The sequence below is a fragment of the Zoogloea sp. genome, from assembly GCF_041908905.1.
In the GTDB taxonomy this organism is placed as follows: Bacteria; Pseudomonadota; Gammaproteobacteria; order Burkholderiales; family Rhodocyclaceae; genus Zoogloea.
This window is the reverse complement of the sequence record NZ_JAYREK010000055.1, coordinates 1-15,332: the sequence shown is the minus strand read 5'-3', so window position 1 is coordinate 15,332 and position 15,332 is coordinate 1. Positions and strand designations below refer to the sequence as shown.

The following is a 15,332-nucleotide window of genomic DNA, read 5'->3' as shown; positions in this document are numbered from 1 at the left end:
GCACCAGCGATTGCAGGATATGTTTGAAATCAAGCGGTTTCATCGCCACCCTCCTGATTGCAGCAAAACTGTATATTCAGACAGATTGCAGGGGGTACGGTTCCACAGGCAACGGTGACATAGCCAACAAAAACGCCGCGGGCTGGCAGGCTGGCGGCGTTTCGTACTGAGGGAGACCCTCAGATTTCTTTCTCACGGTGATTGAAATCTACTCGCGCCTCCTGCGCGCGTCAAGGGCCTTCCTTTCCCTATCGAGTTTTCAGGCCGGCGATCCCGGTCGGAAAGGAACTGGCATGCCCAAAGCCATCAAACTGACCCTGGCGCGTCTGAAGGAAATCCTGCGTCGTCAGGATCCACCCCAATGTTCTTGAACTCATGGGAGCGCAGCCCCATCGACCGTGCGCCCCCCGGCTTCTCAAGCCCGTCGATGACGCCGTAAGTACGCGTACGCAAGCCCGGATTGACGCCAGATGCCCCCCAACGGCCTTCCGGCGACATCCACGCAGAATCGAACGACTGGATTTGTAGGGCTATCTCTTGCGGCCACGACGTACTTTGTTTTCGGTGTGACATTTGAGACGACAAACTGGTTAGGTCCGACCGACTTTAGGGCGCGGCTTAACGTCTTATGGATCAATGATTTGACGGTTGTGCTCTCGACTGACCTTATTTGTCCTAGTCATCGACGGGCTGATCTACCCTGTCGAACACCTGGTCATGCGATGACACAACGCCCGCGAAAGCGGGCGTTGTCGCGTCCGGGGGCTGTAACCGGACTGCCGTTAGCAGTGTATGAAAAGCCTTGTGGATGGCCGGATCGCAGCGGTCCTGCCCGGCCTCACCCGCCGGCGGCCCTGAAGCCCGGGTGCCGGAAGTAGCGGCCGTAGGACTTCAGCGCCTGCGCGACGCGCACCGCGCCGTCGTGCCGTGGGGCGGCCGTCCTGCCTTCCATGACCTCGGCGCCGGCCTGCAGCTCGGCGATCACTCCATGGAGCACCGCGTCGGCCTCGGGGGCCAGCTTGCAGTGCTCCACGGCGTAGGCCACGTTGCGGTTCACGGCAGCGGCCAGGGCGTCGTAGTCGGCGTCGCCGAAGCGCCCGTGGTGGATCCGCGGCAGCGCCCTGGCCATGGCCCGGTTGATGCCGTCGAGGGACTGGCGCAGCGGGGTGTCGGTCGCCCATTTTTTGCCGGCGTCGAGATGCAGCGTGGGCGTGGTGGCGTCGCCATGATGGTGCGCGCCGGCGGCCTGGGCCTGGGGGAGGGCAGTGGTGCCGGCGAGCAGGGTGAAGGCGGCCAGGGCGAGCCAGCGCTGGGTGGGCATCTTGGGTACCTCGGATGAGCGGTCTATACCCGGCGAGTGTGCCCGGCGGTGGGCCCGCGGGCATTAACCGGGATCAAGCGGAAGCTGGCGGCAATCCGGGCAGATGGTGGAGATTTCCACTTCGTGACAGGCCAGTTGGTGGCCAGTGTCGTCGATGCGTTGCACCAGCGATGCCATCAGGACGGGGTCGTGGAGTTCGCTGACCTTGCCGCAGCGCCGGCAGACCATGAAGAGTCCGGGGAGCTGGTGGGACTCATGCCGGCACACGACGAACTGGTTGATCCGCTCGATCTTGTGCACCAGGCCCTGCTCGATCAGGAAATCCAGGGCCCGATACACCGTCGGCGGCGTCGCGTTGGTGCGCAGGGCCTTGATCCGGGCGAGCAGGTCGTAGGCCTTGAGGCCGTTTTCGGTGTCGTGGAGCAGGCCGAGCACATCCCGGCGGATCGGGGTCAGCTGGGCGCCGCGGGCCTTGCAGCGCTCGCTGGCACGGTCGAGAAACTCGTTGCAGCCCGGGGCGGCGGCGGGGGGCGTGGTCGGCATGGGCCGATTCTAGGGCTGCGGCTCTGGAATGTGCAAATGCAATGTTATAACATTGCATTCTTTTCCATAAGCCATGTCCCGTTCCGCCCCGGGCACGCGCGGGCGCACCGTCCGGACTCCACGCAAGCGCGGTGGGCGGATCGACGCAGCGGCTACCCTCTGGAAGACACGACCATGAACGCACCTCTCCCCTCAACGATCACCCGCTGTGCCAGCATTGCCGACGATGCCCTCGGCCTGACCCGGATCTTCGACCCCGAGATCCAGATCAGCCAGTGGCGGCGTCCGGCGGACCCGCGGATCGCCGGCTGGCTGGACGCCAACCTTGGCGCGCTGGGCGGCGGTTTCCGCCAGACGCTGGCGCCGGGCGAGGCGCCAGACATGGGCCACCTGCCGGCGGGGCCGGGCCGTGATGCGCTGGCGGACGATCTGCGGCTGCTGGCCGAGATGCTTGGGGAGCTGCTGGATGCGCCGGCCGTCGGCCTGCGCCTGGAGGTCGTCCGGGGGGGCGATGTGCCCACGCCTGCATGTGGACCGGGTCGGCATCCGGATGCTGTGCACCTATCGGGGGCCCGGCACCGAGTGGGTGGACGATGCCGCAGTGGATCGCCGCTTCCTCGGGGCCGCTTCGGGAGGAAAGCCGGACGAGGTTTCCGGCCTGCTGCGGCCGGGCCATCGCATCGAGCGCGTGCCGCCGTTCGCGGTGGCTCTGCTCAAGGGCAGCCTGTGGCAGGGCAATGGCGGGCGAGGCATCGTGCATCGTTCGCCGGGCGTGGGCGAGGGGCTGCGCGTGCTGGTGGCCCTCGATGCCGGGTGGGCCGATTGAAACTACCCGGTGATCCGCCCGGGGGGCAGGAATGAGTCTGCTGCCCGCCATCCTCGCCGCCACTCTGGCCGGCGGGCTGCTGAGTGTGTGTCTGGCGGCCCTCGTCAGCGTCCGCCTGGGTGAGCGGATGAACCATCCGTTGCTCGCCTTTGCGGCCGGCGTCATGCTGTCGGCGGCCTGTCTGGACATCCTGCCTGAGGCGCTGGGGGGCTTCGCCAGCCTCGCGCCGACGGAGCCGCCGGGGTTTCATGCCAGGCAGTTGTTCGTCACCCTGCTGGCCGGCATCCTGATGTTCTTCGCGCTGGAGCGCCTGGCGCTGTGGCGGCATGCCCACCCGGGCTGTTCCCGTGGGCATGGGCGGCAGCCCGATGGGCGGGCGCGCAGCGCCGCGGTGCTGATCCTGATCGGCGATGCCTTCCACAATTTCGTGGATGGGGTGCTGATTGCCGCCGCCTTCCTGGCGGATCCGGCTCTCGGCTGGGCGACGACCGCCGCCATCGTCGCCCACGAGCTACCGCAGGAGCTGGGGGATTTCGTGATCCTGCTCAGCGCCGGCTGGAGCAGGCGTCACGCCCTGCTGGCCAATGCCCTGGGCAGTCTGACGGCGGTCGTTGGCGGGATCGTGGGCTACTTCTTCCTGCAGGCCGGCAGCGTCGCTGTACCCTATGTGCTCACGCTGGCGGCGGCGAGTTTCATCTATATCGCGGTGGCCGACCTGTTGCCCATCCTGCACCGGCAGCTGGAAGGCCGGTTTGCGCGCCAGGCGGCCTGGCTGCTGGCGGGCATTGCGATCATCCCGGGCATTGCCCGGGCGCTGCACCCCGGCTGAGTGGACGCGCTCACCACATCAGGTCGTCGGGCACCTGGAAGGCGGCGTAGGGATCGTCCGCGTCGATCTCGGTGCTGGCCTTCTTGATCTGCACCACCAGCGCCGGGTCGCGCTCGGCGATCTTGTCGGCGATCACCTTGGGGATCAGCTCGGTGGCTTCGCCGAGGCACACGATGGCCAGGTGCCCGGCGATCAGGTGCTCGCGCACCTTGGCCGAGACGTGGATCCGCTTGATCTTGTTGTCGTGGGTGAAGTTGTAGGCGATGTCGCCGTTGCCCTTGCTCTGGCGGTTCTGCTGCACCATCTGGACGATCTGCGCCATGATCGCCTTCTGCGCGGCGGCGGCGTCGCGCTGGGCGTTGAGCTCGCGGGCCCGCTCGGCGTTCTTGCGCTGGATCTCGAGGGCCGCGAGGCGGGCTTCGTCGACGCTCTGGGTGCCGGTGCGGCGTTCGTCCTTCTTCTGCTTGGCCTTTTCCTGGTGCACCTGTTTGGCCTTGTTCTTGTTGACCAGGCCGGCTTTCAAAAACTGCTCTTGCAAGGAGGCCATCTCTGCCACTCCGTAAATGGGTTCGGGCGGCCGGGCTGGGCGGCCGGCCGGTGCGGAAGGCGGGAGGATAGCAAAGTTGGCGACGCCGGGTGGTGTCAGCCCTTTGGTGCGTCCTTGGTGGAGCGGATCAGGCCGATCAGGTCGTGGGGCTGGCCGCGCATGAGCTTCAGCAGCTCGGCCCGGGCCAGGCCGAATTCGACGCCGTCCGCCACCAGCTTGTCGAGCATCTCGCCGAAGCGCTTGCGCCGCAGCAGCCCGTTGGGCGACTGGTCGCGCCGGTCCGAGAAGCTCTCGAGCAGGGTCGAGCCGCAGGTGCAGTTGCGGAACACCTCGACGATCGCGCCGCCGCCTTCGTCGATGCTCTCCTTCAGCCCCGTGTGGTCGGGCCGTACCTGCCGGGTGGCGGCCAGGAATTCCGCGGCGTCTTCGTACTTGCGCCCGCAGTTGCGGCATACCTTGGGGAAGCTTGCCTCTTCCAGGGCCTGCAGGCTGCGGAACAGGTCTTCGTGGGAGTAGCGGAGGCTCATGGGGCCAGGCTTGGAGCTCAAAAAGATATTAACGGCCGGACAAACGCCCGTTTGAGTGGCGGCGCCGGGGCGATGGCGGGGGGGCGGCCCGGCTCAGCCGGCGGTGAAGGCGAGCGTGCCCCGCATTGTCAGGCGCCCGGCGCAGTCGGTCCACAGTTCGGCGTGCCCGGGGGCGGTGACGGCGCCGCAGACATCAAAGTCGGCGTCGTCGAAGAGCGTGCCGACCACCCGGTAATCGAAGCGCCGGGCCACGGCGCCCGGGTGGGCGGCGCGGAAGGCTTCGAGCAGCAGCGTTGCGACGAGGGGGCCATGCACCACGAGGCCGGGGTAGCCCTCCCGCTGCGTGGCGTAGGGGTGGTCGTAGTGGATGCGGTGGCCGTTGAAGGTGAGGGCCGAGTAGCGGAACAGCAGCGGCGCGTCGGGATTCACGCGGCGGCGGAAGTCCGCCTGCGCGGGGGGCGTCTCGCCGGCGAGGGGCGTGCCGCCGGGCTGCCCGGCGCGGTAGACGATGTCGTGCTCTTCCACCAGCGCCAGGCCCGCCGGCCCGTGCAGGCTGTGCCGTACGGTGACGAAGACCAGCTCCCCGCTGCGGCCGTCCTTGCGCTCGCAGCGCAGGATGCGCGACTCGCGCTTCGCCGCGTCGCCGATGCGGAGGGGCTGCCGGAAGTCGACGCGCCCGCCGGCCCACATGCGCCGGGGCAGGGTCACCGGCGGCAGGAAGCCGCCGCGCTCCGGGTGGCCGTCGGGGCCCAGCCCGGACTGGCGCGTGGTGGGCGTGAAGTACACCCAGTGCCAGAGGGGCGGCAGGGCGTCGCCGGGCTGCAGGTGCTGCGGATCGAGGTCGAGGGTGGCGGCCAGGGCCCGGGCGCTGCGCAGGTCGATCTGGTCGTCGCTGCGCTCTTCGCGGCCGATCCAGGCGGCGTAGTCGGGTGTCTGCGGCATGGCGGTGTCCTTTGTGGATGCGCCCGTCGAGTCTGCGCCGCCGGCGGGGGCGGGGCAAGGCGGTGGTGCCGTTGCGGCGTCAGCGGCCCTCGGGCAGGGTGAGCCACGCCTCCAGGCCGCCGCCCGGGCGGGGCCTGAGGTCAATCTGCCAGCCGTGGGCCCTGGCCAGCTGGCGGACGATGGGCAAGCCGAGCCCGGCACCACCGGTGGCCGGGCTGCGGGAGGCGTCCAGCCGGACGAAGGGGGCGAACACGACTTCGAGCTTGTCGGCGGGAATGCCCGGCCCCCGGTCGGCGATACAGATGCGGACGCCGCCGCCGGCCCGCTCGAGGCGGAGGTCCACCATCGCGTCGCCGCTGTAGCGCAGGGCGTTTTCGAGGAGGTTGCCGAGGGCCCGGCGCAGGGCGAGCCGGGGCGCGCGAATCGACAGGGGCTGGCAGTCGGCGCGCACCCGCCCGGGGCTGCGGGATTCGCCGGCCAGTTCGCCCAGCAGCTCGCCCAGCGCGATGGGCACGGCGGCTTCGCCCTCCAGGCCGCGGGCGAGATCGAGCACGTTGCCGATCAGCCGGTCCATTTCGGTGACGTCGCGCTCGATCTGGGTCAGCGCGCGGGGCGAGGCCTGGGTCTCGAGCAGGCTCACCGCCAGCCGCATGCGGGCCAGCGGGGTGCGCAGGTCGTGGGACAGCCCGGCCAGCAGGGTGGTGCGCGCGGTGAGCAGGTCCCTCACCTGGCGGGCCATGGCGTTGAAGCAGCGGGCGAGGGTGGCGAGCTCGGAGGGGCCGGTTTCGTCGAGCAGCTCGGGGGTTTCGCCGCGCCCGAGCCGGGAGGCGGCCCGCTCGAGGCGCTGCAGCGGGGCCACCGTGCGGCTGGCCAGCCAGCGTGCGGTCAGCAGCGCCAGCGCGAGGCCCACGCCGAGGGACACCAGCAGGGTGATGAGCGGGTGCGTGTCGATCCGCCGCATCGGAAACCCCACCGAGATGTCGCGTGGGCCGGAGGGCAGGGCGATCCACAACCAACCCTCGCCGTCGATCTCCTCCCGCGACAGGTGCTGCATGCGGCCGGTGCGGGCGGCCAGGGAGGTCTCGACGAAATGCAGGTAGGGGCCGTGCCATGTCTGGAGGTGGGCGGCGGCCGGTGCCTCGGCCCGCAGGGCCAGCTGGTGGGTTGCGGCGAGCTCGTGCTCGAAGGCGGGCCGCGTCTCCGGCGGCAGTTCGCTCCAGGTCTGGGCCGACAGCAGCATCAGGCTGGCCAGGTCGGCCGCCGAGCTGCGGGCCATCGGCAGCATCAGGCAGAACACCACGGCCGCGGCGACCAGCAGCTCGAAGAGCAGGAAGACCCCCACCAGCAGGCGGGCGTTCTGGCTGGCGAGGCTGCGCGTCATTGCCGGACCTGGGCGCCGAGGGGCGTGAACAGGTAGCCCTCGCCGCGCACGGTGCGGATGTAGGTGGGGTGCGACGGGTTGGCCTCGATCCGGCGCCGCAGCCGCGTGACGCGGATGTCCACGGTGCGGTCGAAGGGGTCGCGGTCGTAGCCCTTGAGGAGGTCGATGATGTCGTCCCGGTTCAGGACGCGGTTGGGTCGTTCGACGAAGACCCGCAGCAGCTCGAACTCGGCGGTGGTGATGTGGACTTCGAGGCCATCGCGCAGCAGGCGGTGGGCGGCGATGTCGAGGGCGAAGGGGCCGAAGCAGTACCGCTCGGGGATCGCGACGGGCGTTGCGGCGGTCGTGGCGGCCCGGGTCCGGCGCAGCAGCGCCCGCACGCGGGCGAGGAGTTCCCGCGGGCTGAAGGGCTTGGCCACGTAGTCGTCGGCGCCGACTTCGAGGCCGATCACGCGGTCCATCTCTTCGCCCCGGGCCGACAGCATCAGGATGCCCACCTCGGAGCGGGCGCGCAGTTCGCGGGCCAGGCTGAGGCCGTCTTCGCCCGGCAGCATGAGGTCGAGGACGACCACGTCGGGCATCTGCCGGGCCATCGCCTGGCGCATCGCCGCGCCGTCGCCCGCGGCGGCGACCGTCAGCCCGTTGGCGGCCAGATATTCGGACAGCAGGTCGCACAGGTCGGGGTCGTCATCGACTATCAGCACGCGGGGAGCAGGGCAGGCCGTCATGCTTTCAGCTTAGCACCGCGACGCCCGCCGGGTCGTGCCGTGATGCAGCCTGAAACCAAGTGATACCGGGCGTTACCGCCACGACATCGTCCGGCTACGGGCGGCGGCGATGATGAAGCGGCTCCATTGACCTGAGCGGGAGTTTTCGATGTCGCGGTCCGCCCGCCGGCTGTTCCTGGCTTGCATGTTCGTCGCGGTGTGCGTGGGCGCCGCACGGGCGGTGCCGGCCCCGGAGCGGCCCCTCAACCTCTCGATGCCCCGGGATGTCACCCCGCGGGGGGGCTTCGGCGCGGCAGCAGCCGAGCGCTTCGCCCCGGAGGGGGTGCGCGCCGCGGTGGGCGATGCCGCCGAGCCCCGGGGCGGGATGCCCTTCGGGAGCGGCTACGAGGCCCGGCGCAGCCGGGGGGAGGGCTTCGGGGGCGTCCCGGGTGGGCATCCGGGGGGCATGGGGCAGGGCCGGCGCTGAGTTCTGGCGTCGCGGTGGTTCATTCCATGGGGAGCTGATCATGAAGATGGGGCAAAGGATGGCCTGGGTGTTCGTCGGGCTACTGGCTGTCGCGGGTGCTGTGGATGCCCGTGGCCCGGGCGGCGGCATGGCTGGCGGCATGGGCGGCGGCATGGGCGGCGGTGCCGGCCAGGCGCCGCAGTCGGGTGCGGTGCAGGCCCGCGATCAGGACCGCGTCCAGCGCCGTGACCCGGCGCCCGCCGCCGGGCAGGACGCGCAGCAGGCGCGGAGCCGCCTGCGGGACCGGGATTCCGTCGGCACCCAGGAGCGCCTGCGCGACCGGGAGCGGATTCACGCCCCGGCCCCGGGCCCGGCCGCGAATTGATGTGCAAGGCGCCCTCCGCCCGCTGGGGGAGGGCATCCGTCATGCAAGCCAGGAGTATCGATGATGAAACGTTCCATGCAACCCCGGATCCTCTCGTGCACGCTCGTATTGGCGCTGGCCGCCTGCGGTGGCAGCGGAGGTGGAGGCGACCCGCTGGCCCAGCCGACGGAGCTCGTCGACGGCATCGCGACGATCAGCAGCGTCCGCCTCGGCAGCGCGCTGCGGACCCTGCCCGCCGAGCCCCTGAGCACGGCCGAGCAGGCCTCGCTGACCTTCATGCGCGAAGAGGAGAAGCTGGCCCGGGACGTCTATCTCTATCTCGCCAGCCTGTGGGGGGCGAGTGTCCCGACCTTCACGAACATCGCGTCGAGCGAGGCGACCCACATGGCGGCGGTGCTCACCCTGCTCCAGCGCTACGGGCTGCCCGACCCGGCGGCGGCCTCCGGGACGGGGCAGTTCACCGACCCGAAGCTGCAGGTGCTCTACGACCAACTGGTGGCGAGCGGTTCCGGGTCGCTGGTGGAGGCGTTGAAGGTTGGCGCGGCCATCGAGGAGATCGACATCCTCGATCTGCAGGCGGCCCTGTCCTTCGTCGATAACCGGGACATCCGGCTGGTGTACGACAGCCTGCTGAGCGGCTCGCGCAATCATCTGCAGGCCTTCGTGCGTGCGCTGCAGTTGCAGGGCGTGACCTACGTGCCCCAGTACCTCGCGCCGGCCGACTACGCGGCGATCGTCGGCAGCTAGCGGGGGGCGGGGCTCACCAGCTGCGCACGCGGCCGGTGTCGAGGTGCACGAACTGTTCCTTCGGGTAGTAGCCGACGCCGCCGGCCTGCAGGGTGAGGGCGGCGTCGCGCAGCCCGGCGAGGGGGATGCCGGGCAGCCGCACGTCGATGGCCTTGCCGTCCATGTGCAGGCTGCGCCGGGCCACGCCGCCGCCGCGGGTGTCGCGCAGGGTGGCGTTGGTGGCCGGGCAGCGGTAGCCGGAGATCACCTCGAAGGGGCCGCCTGCGCCAAGGGCGAGCTGAAGCTGGTGGAGCAGGTCGAAGAGCTGCGGGTCGATGCGGCCGACCTCGCCGGTGTAATGGTCGCGCAGCAGCAGGTTGAAGGCGGCGAGGCTGTCCGGCAGGTAGCGGGCGTCGATGGCGTAGGTGAGGGCGAGCTGCTCGCCGGTGTGGGTGTGGCTGAAGGCCAGGCTGCGGGTCGCGGGCAGGTTGGCCAGCGCGGGCCGGGCCGCCGACAGCGCGGCACCGGCCACCAGCAGGCCGCCGGTATGGCGCAGGAAGTGGCGGCGTGGGGGGCTGGAGGTCGTCATCGGCGGGGTGGGTGGCTGCGGGACGATCGCCCGCCGTGAATGGAATGGCCAGCGGAAAGGCTAAGGGAAAAGCCGGTTTCGTCGCAAGTGTCGGCGGCAAAGCCGCGCTGGAATGGTGATGATCCCGGTGCGCGCCGGCCGCGGCCTGCGCTTTAAGCGTCGGTCTTGCCCCGGGTGGGCTTGCGCTTCTTGTCCCGCTCGCCGAGCACGACGTTGCGCGGGGCAGGCTTGGCGCCGCCGTCGGCCTGCTCCAGCCACAGCAGGGTGTCGGCGTAGTCCATGAAGCGCTTCAGGTAGGCCGGCGAGGTCTGGTGCATCTGGCGCAGCGCACGCAGCACCAGCAGGTGGGAGTTGAGCGGCCCGGCGTTCTCGGGTTCGTCGGCGAGCACCTCATGGAGCTGCCGTTCGAGGCGCAGCGTGTCCCAGGTGTCGCGGAAGCAGGCGACGGCCTTCAGCTCGTCCGGCGCGGTGATGGCGCCGTCGGCCACTGCGGGGCCGAAGCCGCTGCGGTTTTCCCGCGCGAGGTGGTCGAGGAGCTCGGCCAGCGGGCCGGGGGCCGCGGGGCGGGCTGCGGCCGGGGGCGGGGCGGCGGCGCAGCGGGCGGTGCAGTCGTCGAGGGCCCGGGCCAGCCGGTTTTCCAGCAGCGGCCGGGCCGGGCCGCCGGTGGCGGCGGTGCGCCGGGCGAGGGCCTCGATGAAGTGGAAGCGCAGCGGGTCGAGGCGCTCGGCGCCCCGGGCGCGCAGCGCGGCGATCCGCTCGGCGGGGGTGTTCATCGGGCGGCGTCGGCCTTGGCCGAGCGGGGCACCGGGGCCATCTCGACGCGGCGGTTCCTGGCGCGGCCGGCTTCGTCGGTGTTGGCGGCCACCGGCTGCTCGGGGCCGAAGGCGGCGGCGAACACCGACGACGACGGCACCCCCTCGTCGATCAGCGCCCGGGTGACGGTGAGGGCGCGTTGGGCCGACAGCTCCCAGTTGTCGGCGAACTGCCGGTTGCTGTCGCGCACCGGGCGGTCGTCGGTGAAGCCGCTGACCATCAGCATCTCGTCGCGCCCGGCCAGGTAGGCGGCCAGCGGCGCGGCGAGGCTCTTCAGCACCTGGCGGCCCTCGGGCTGCAGCTGGTCGGAGTTGAGGGCGAAGAGCACGCTGCCGCTGATGCCGATGCGCCCGTCGGCCAGCGTGACGCGGCCGGAGGCGAGGGGAACGGCGAGGGCCTTCTCGAGGGCCTGGCGGCGTTGCTCCTCGGCCTGGCGTTTCTGCACTTCGGCTTCGAGGCTGCTGACCAGCTCGAGCTGCACGCCGAGCACGCCCACCAGGATCAGCACGAAGGCCCCCAGCAGGCCCGACATGAGGTCGCCGAAAACGGCCCAGACCGTGGAGTGTTCGAGGCCGGCGTCGCTGTCGTCCATGGATCAGGCCTCGCTGGAGAGGGCCGCTTGCCGGGCCGGCAGGCGCTGCAGGTCTTCGACGACCTGCCGCTGGGACATGATGGAGAGGTCGATGATCTCCCGTGCCTGGGCCACGTAGTAGGCGAGCTGCTCGTCGCTGCGGGCCAGCGACTGGGCGAGGGCGGCCTCGATGCGGCCGAGGGCCTCGGTGAGCTGCTGGTTGGAGGCGCCGAACTGCTCCACCGCGAGGCCGAAGGCTTCGCCGAGGCTGGCGACCTCGACGGCGCCGCCGGCGATCAGCGTGGCGGCCTCGGCGAGCTTGGTGGATTCGCTCTCGGTGCGCGCCTCGAAGCGGCTGCCGACCCGCTCCAGCAGGCTGGCGGAGGCGCTCACCAGGGCGTCGATGGCGCCCTTCTGCTCGGTGGAGGCGTGGTTGATGGCGTCGAGCAGGCCGGCCAGGGTTTCCATGATGCGGCTGCGTTCTTCGAGCAGGCTGTTGTCGCGGGCGATGCTGGCGGACAGCTCCTGGCGCAGCTGGCCGATGACCTCGGCGGCGGCGCGGGGCGCCTCGGCGGCGCTGGCCATCAGGCGCTCGACCTCGGCGATGGTGTGGCGGGCTTCGGCCTGCGTGCTGGCGGAGAGGGCGCGGGCGGTCTCGTCGAGGGTCCGGTAGAGCTGCTCCTGGCGGGCCTGGGCCGCGTCGCCGGCGTCCTGCCAGCGCTGGTGCAGCGAGGCGGCGAGGCCGTCGAGGGCCTGGGTGGTTTCGGCGAGGCGGCGGGCGTCGCGGCTGGCGAGTTCGGCCTGCAGCGTGGCATGGGCGGCGTGGAGGGCGTCGAGCTGCGCCGCGCTGCCCTGGCGGAAGTCGGCGACGAAGGCGGCGAGGGCGTCGCGGGTGTCGCGGGCGAGGGCCTCGCTGGTGGCTTCGTGGCGGGCGAGGGCGGCGGTCCAGCCGTCGGCGACGGTGGTGACGGCGCTGCCGAAGCGCCCGGAGAGGCCGTCGAGCTGGGCTTCGACCCGCTCGGCGAGGCCGCTGTGCAGGCGGCGGGTTTCGGCGCCGAGCTCGGCGAGGGCCTGGGCGGTGGTGGCCTGCAGGCTGGCGTGGGTGCCGCCGACGGTGGCGAGCAGGCTGGCGCTGCCCTGCTGGAAGCCGTCGATGAAGGCCGTGAGGGCTGCGCGGGTGTCGTGGGCGAGGGTCTCGCTGGTGCGCTCGTGGCGGGCGAGGGCGCGGGTCCAGCCGTCGGTGACGGTGGTGACGCTGTGGCCGAAGCGCTCGGCGAGGCCGTCGAGCTGGGCCTCGACCCGCCCGGCCAGGCCGGTGTGGAGTGCCCGGGTCTCCTCGCCGATGCCGGCGAGGCTGCCGGCCAGCTCGGCCTGCAGCGCGGCGTGGGTGCTGCCGACGCTGGCCAGCAGGGCGGCGGTGCGCTGCTCGAAGGTGTCGGCGAAGCGGCCCAGGGTGGTGTCGAGGCCGGAGGTGAGGGCGTCGCTGGCGGCCTCGTGGCGGGCCAGGGCGCGGGTCCAGGTGTCGGAGACGGTGGTGACGCTACGCTCGAAGCGCCCGGCGAGGCCGTCGAGCTGGGCGCTGACGGTGTCGGTGAGGGCTTCGCGCAGGGTGGTGGTCTCGCGGGCGATGTCGCCCATGGTGGCCTCGACCGCCGGCCGGATCACCTCGCCGGCCATCCGGGCGCTCTGCACGAGGCCCTCGCGGAGGGAGGCGTCCACCGACGCGGCCAGCTCGGCATGGAGGCCGCGGGCTTCGCGGTAGTGGGCTTCCTGGCCGGCGAGCAGGCGCTCGCCCAGCTGCTGGTTGTGGCGTTCGAGCTGGGCCATCATGGCCTGCAGGGCATTCACCACCTCGGGCAGGGCCTGGGCCTGGGCGTGGATGGCCTTGAAGGCCTCCTGGCGCTGGTGGCCGAGGGAGAAGCCCCGCAGCGGGCCGGCGATCCGGCGGTCGAGCTGCTGGCCGACCTGCAGCCGCTGGCGGCGGCACAGGGTGGACACCAGGCCCAGCATCGCCGAGGCGGCGACGCCGGCCACCGAGGTGCCGAAGGCCACCCCCAGGCCCTTGACGGGGGCGGCCAGCGCGGCGCGGATGGCGTGCAGGTCGGTGGTGCTCTCCAGGGCCAGCACCGCGCCGTTGAGGGTGACCACCATGCCGAGGAAGGTGCCGAGCATGCCCAGCAGCACCAGCAGCCCCACCAGGTAGGGCGTCACGGCGGGGCCGGGCAGGCCGGCGCGCTCGCCCTCGACGCGCAGGCGCACGGCGGTCTGCAGCGAGGGGTGGACCTGGCCCAGCCAGTCGGCCAGGTTGTCCGGCGGGTCGGGGATGTTCTCCAGCGCCTGGCCGAGGGACGCCGTGGCCTGCTGGAAGCGCAGCAGCTCGAGGCCGCCGGCCAGATAGGCCACGCCGATCAGCGCGGTCATCGTGAGGGCCAGCGGGCTGTGGCCGATGTAGTTGAAGCCGGCCCAGCCGACGGCCAGCAGGCCCAGCAGGTAAGCCGTCACGGCAAGCTTGCGGTTCATGGTTGTGTCGTTACCTCGTTGAGTGCTTCCAGCAGGCCCGCCACCGGCTGCAGGCGCAGGTCGAGTTCGGCCTGCAGCACGGCCTTCATGTCGTGGCAGAAGCGGGTGAGCCAGGTGCCGGGCTGCAGCCACCCGGCCGGGTCGTCGGCCCCGTCGGCGGGCAGCGTGCCGCGGTGGGCCTGGTGGAGTTGTTCGAAACGCCGCCCCAGCAGCTGGGGCACGGTGGCGAGCAGGCTGCGTTCCCGCGGAGCCAGGGCCTGGTCGAGCACGCCGTCCAGGGTGGCCAGCTGGCGCAGCGCGGCGGATTGCCGGGCCAGTTCGGTGCGCACGCTGGCCCGCAGGGGCGTGATGGCGGCCGCCATGTCGCGCTGGTGGGCCAGGTAGTAGCGGTGGTAGGGCAGGTAGTCGGCCGCGCCGTCGATGCTGGCGTGCCAGCCGGGGGCGGGCAGCTTGATGCGCGCCTTGCCCGGGCCGAGCACCCCGTCGACGTGGATCGAGTCGGCCAGGGTGGCGCGCACGCGGGCAAATTCCGCCTGCAGGGCCTGGGCCCCGACCGGGGTGCCCCCGCGCGGGGCGCCCGTCGAACCACCGAGGGCCGAGAACAGCGCGATGGCGTCCGAGAAGTCCAGCCAGTGGCCGAGGCGGTCGGCGAAGGAGCCCCGGGTATCGGCGGGGTCGGTGCTGACCAGATCGGAGAGGGCGCGAATCAGCCTGGAACTATCGAAACCGGTACGCGGGGAGGCTGGCGCCATAAATACAGCCGTTCAACAGCAAAAACGGCGCCAAGGCTACTACAAACCGGCAGGCAGGTCAGCGTTGCCGATAGTCGTCCCGGCGCCGTTGCCCGGAGAGCGGCGCGCCGCGGGCCGCCCCGCCGCAGGCCGGGGCGGCCGAGTGGGCGCGGGGCTTACTGGGTCTGGATCCGGTTGAGGTAGTCGATGAGGGCGAGGATGCGGGCGCGCACGTACATCTCCATGGTGTAGGGCATGTCGCCGTAGTACTCGCCGGCGCGGGTGGTTTCGGCGCCGTAGGCCCGGCCCCAGATCGGCATGTCCCGCGGGCCGTGGCCCTTGACCGCCTGCCGGCCGTCGATCACCGCATACACGTGCTCGAAGGGGAAGACCCCGCCGTTGTTGCGGGACAGGGTGGTGAGGTCGGTGGGCGCCGTGCGCAGGATGTCGATCATGCCGCCATCGCCCTTGCCGCTCTGGCCGTGGCAGACGGCGCAGTGCTCCAGGTATTCCCGCTTGCCGGCGTCGTGGCGCTCGGCAGCCAGGGCGCCGGCGGACAGGGCCAGCAGTGACAACGCCAGCCAGTGCAGCAGTCTGGAGGTCTTCATGGTGGTCTCCCCTCGATGTGTGGCGGTTTTTGGCTGAAATCGCCGTAGTGCCGGATTTTTTCGGCGGATGGGCCTGCACTTTCCAGCATAGGCCGGAATCATCGGGGAGCAAGGGCGCCGCCCGGACGCAACAAGCCCCGCCGGGCTGAGCTTCAGCCGGGCGGGGCCTGGAGGGGAGGCGGGGGCCTCAGATGCCGATCAGGCGCGGATCAGGTGGTCGAAGGCGCTGAGGGCGGCGGTGGCGCCGGCGCCCCTCGCGATGATGATCTGCTTGTAGGGCACGGTGGTGCAGTCGCCGGC

General features: G+C 71.4%; 18 protein-coding genes and 1 pseudogene. 6 read left to right on the top strand and 13 right to left on the bottom strand.

Annotated features, from left to right (window positions below; translation table 11 throughout):
* Window positions 1–838: 838 nt before the first annotated feature.
* Both ACE3OU_RS18105 and ACE3OU_RS18100 read right to left on the bottom strand, forming a co-directional pair.
* Entirely contained in the window at window positions 839–1,321 is a 483-nt protein-coding gene (locus ACE3OU_RS18105; RefSeq protein WP_374242956.1) for a hypothetical protein, read from the bottom strand.
* Window positions 1,322–1,384: 63 nt separating this feature from the next.
* Entirely contained in the window at window positions 1,385–1,864 is a 480-nt protein-coding gene (locus ACE3OU_RS18100; protein WP_374242955.1) for a Fur family transcriptional regulator, read from the bottom strand.
* A gap of 36 nt (window positions 1,865–1,900) precedes the next feature.
* Between ACE3OU_RS18100 and ACE3OU_RS18095 the strand changes: the two are divergent.
* From ACE3OU_RS18095 to ACE3OU_RS18085, 3 genes and pseudogenes are all read left to right on the top strand, one after another.
* Window positions 1,901–2,308 (top strand): annotated as a pseudogene (locus ACE3OU_RS18095) (hypothetical protein); the annotation flags it as partial.
* A gap of 106 nt (window positions 2,309–2,414) precedes the next feature.
* Entirely contained in the window at window positions 2,415–2,690 is a 276-nt protein-coding gene (locus tag ACE3OU_RS18090) for a DUF1826 domain-containing protein (protein ID WP_374242954.1), read from the top strand.
* Window positions 2,691–2,721: 31 nt separating this feature from the next.
* Window positions 2,722–3,519, top strand: coding sequence for a ZIP family metal transporter (locus ACE3OU_RS18085; RefSeq protein WP_374242953.1), 798 nt, complete (start codon window positions 2,722–2,724; stop codon window positions 3,517–3,519).
* A 10-nt stretch (window positions 3,520–3,529) separates the two neighbouring features.
* Here the strand turns inward: ACE3OU_RS18085 and ACE3OU_RS18080 are convergent, their stop codons facing one another.
* The 5 genes from ACE3OU_RS18080 to ACE3OU_RS18060 form a co-directional block, all read right to left on the bottom strand.
* On the bottom strand, window positions 3,530–4,066 hold the full coding sequence (locus ACE3OU_RS18080; RefSeq protein WP_374242952.1) for a DUF2058 domain-containing protein: 537 nt from the start codon (window positions 4,064–4,066) through the stop codon (window positions 3,530–3,532).
* 95 nt (window positions 4,067–4,161) lie between these two features.
* The gene (locus ACE3OU_RS18075; protein ID WP_374242951.1) at window positions 4,162–4,593 is read right to left on the bottom strand and encodes an oxidoreductase; all 432 of its coding nucleotides are present in this window, start codon (window positions 4,591–4,593) and stop codon (window positions 4,162–4,164) included.
* A gap of 93 nt (window positions 4,594–4,686) precedes the next feature.
* Window positions 4,687–5,535 carry a MaoC family dehydratase N-terminal domain-containing protein gene (locus tag ACE3OU_RS18070; RefSeq protein ID WP_374242950.1) on the bottom strand — a complete coding sequence of 283 codons (849 nt, stop codon included), beginning with the start codon at window positions 5,533–5,535 and terminating at the stop codon, window positions 4,687–4,689.
* Window positions 5,536–5,614: 79 nt separating this feature from the next.
* Window positions 5,615–6,916, bottom strand: coding sequence for an ATP-binding protein (locus tag ACE3OU_RS18065; RefSeq protein ID WP_374242949.1), 1,302 nt, complete (start codon window positions 6,914–6,916; stop codon window positions 5,615–5,617).
* Window positions 6,913–7,620 carry a response regulator gene (locus ACE3OU_RS18060; RefSeq protein ID WP_374242948.1) on the bottom strand — a complete coding sequence of 236 codons (708 nt, stop codon included), beginning with the start codon at window positions 7,618–7,620 and terminating at the stop codon, window positions 6,913–6,915. Before ACE3OU_RS18060 ends, ACE3OU_RS18065 begins: the two co-directional genes overlap by 4 nt.
* Before the next feature lie 172 nt (window positions 7,621–7,792).
* Here ACE3OU_RS18060 and ACE3OU_RS18055 point away from each other — a divergent pair, with 172 nt between their 5' ends.
* The 3 genes from ACE3OU_RS18055 to ACE3OU_RS18045 all read left to right on the top strand — a co-directional run bounded on the left by ACE3OU_RS18055 (window position 7,793) and on the right by ACE3OU_RS18045 (window position 9,221).
* A complete protein-coding gene (locus ACE3OU_RS18055) occupies window positions 7,793–8,110 on the top strand; it encodes a hypothetical protein (protein WP_374242947.1) in 318 nt (105 codons plus the stop codon).
* 40 nt (window positions 8,111–8,150) lie between these two features.
* Complete coding sequence (locus tag ACE3OU_RS18050; protein WP_374242946.1) at window positions 8,151–8,474, top strand: hypothetical protein; 324 nt, start codon at window positions 8,151–8,153, stop codon at window positions 8,472–8,474.
* A gap of 75 nt (window positions 8,475–8,549) precedes the next feature.
* Complete coding sequence (locus tag ACE3OU_RS18045) at window positions 8,550–9,221, top strand: DUF2202 domain-containing protein (protein WP_374242945.1); 672 nt, start codon at window positions 8,550–8,552, stop codon at window positions 9,219–9,221.
* A 13-nt stretch (window positions 9,222–9,234) separates the two neighbouring features.
* Here the strand turns inward: ACE3OU_RS18045 and ACE3OU_RS18040 are convergent, their stop codons facing one another.
* From ACE3OU_RS18040 to ACE3OU_RS18015, 6 genes are all read right to left on the bottom strand, one after another.
* Window positions 9,235–9,789, bottom strand: a complete 555-nt coding sequence (locus tag ACE3OU_RS18040; RefSeq protein WP_374242944.1) for a DUF882 domain-containing protein — start codon at window positions 9,787–9,789, stop codon at window positions 9,235–9,237.
* Window positions 9,790–9,941: 152 nt separating this feature from the next.
* A complete protein-coding gene (locus ACE3OU_RS18035; protein WP_374242943.1) occupies window positions 9,942–10,562 on the bottom strand; it encodes a DUF2894 domain-containing protein in 621 nt (206 codons plus the stop codon).
* Entirely contained in the window at window positions 10,559–11,194 is a 636-nt protein-coding gene (locus tag ACE3OU_RS18030; RefSeq protein ID WP_374242942.1) for an OmpA family protein, read from the bottom strand. Before ACE3OU_RS18030 ends, ACE3OU_RS18035 begins: the two co-directional genes overlap by 4 nt.
* 3 nt (window positions 11,195–11,197) lie before the next feature.
* A complete protein-coding gene (locus ACE3OU_RS18025; RefSeq protein WP_374242941.1) occupies window positions 11,198–13,693 on the bottom strand; it encodes a DUF802 domain-containing protein in 2,496 nt (831 codons plus the stop codon).
* Entirely contained in the window at window positions 13,690–14,445 is a 756-nt protein-coding gene (locus ACE3OU_RS18020) for a DUF3348 domain-containing protein (RefSeq protein WP_374242940.1), read from the bottom strand. Before ACE3OU_RS18020 ends, ACE3OU_RS18025 begins: the two co-directional genes overlap by 4 nt.
* A gap of 155 nt (window positions 14,446–14,600) precedes the next feature.
* Window positions 14,601–15,032 (bottom strand): cytochrome c, encoded by a 432-nt coding sequence (locus ACE3OU_RS18015; RefSeq protein WP_374242939.1) that lies wholly within the window; start codon window positions 15,030–15,032, stop codon window positions 14,601–14,603.
* Window positions 15,033–15,332: the final 300 nt, after the last annotated feature.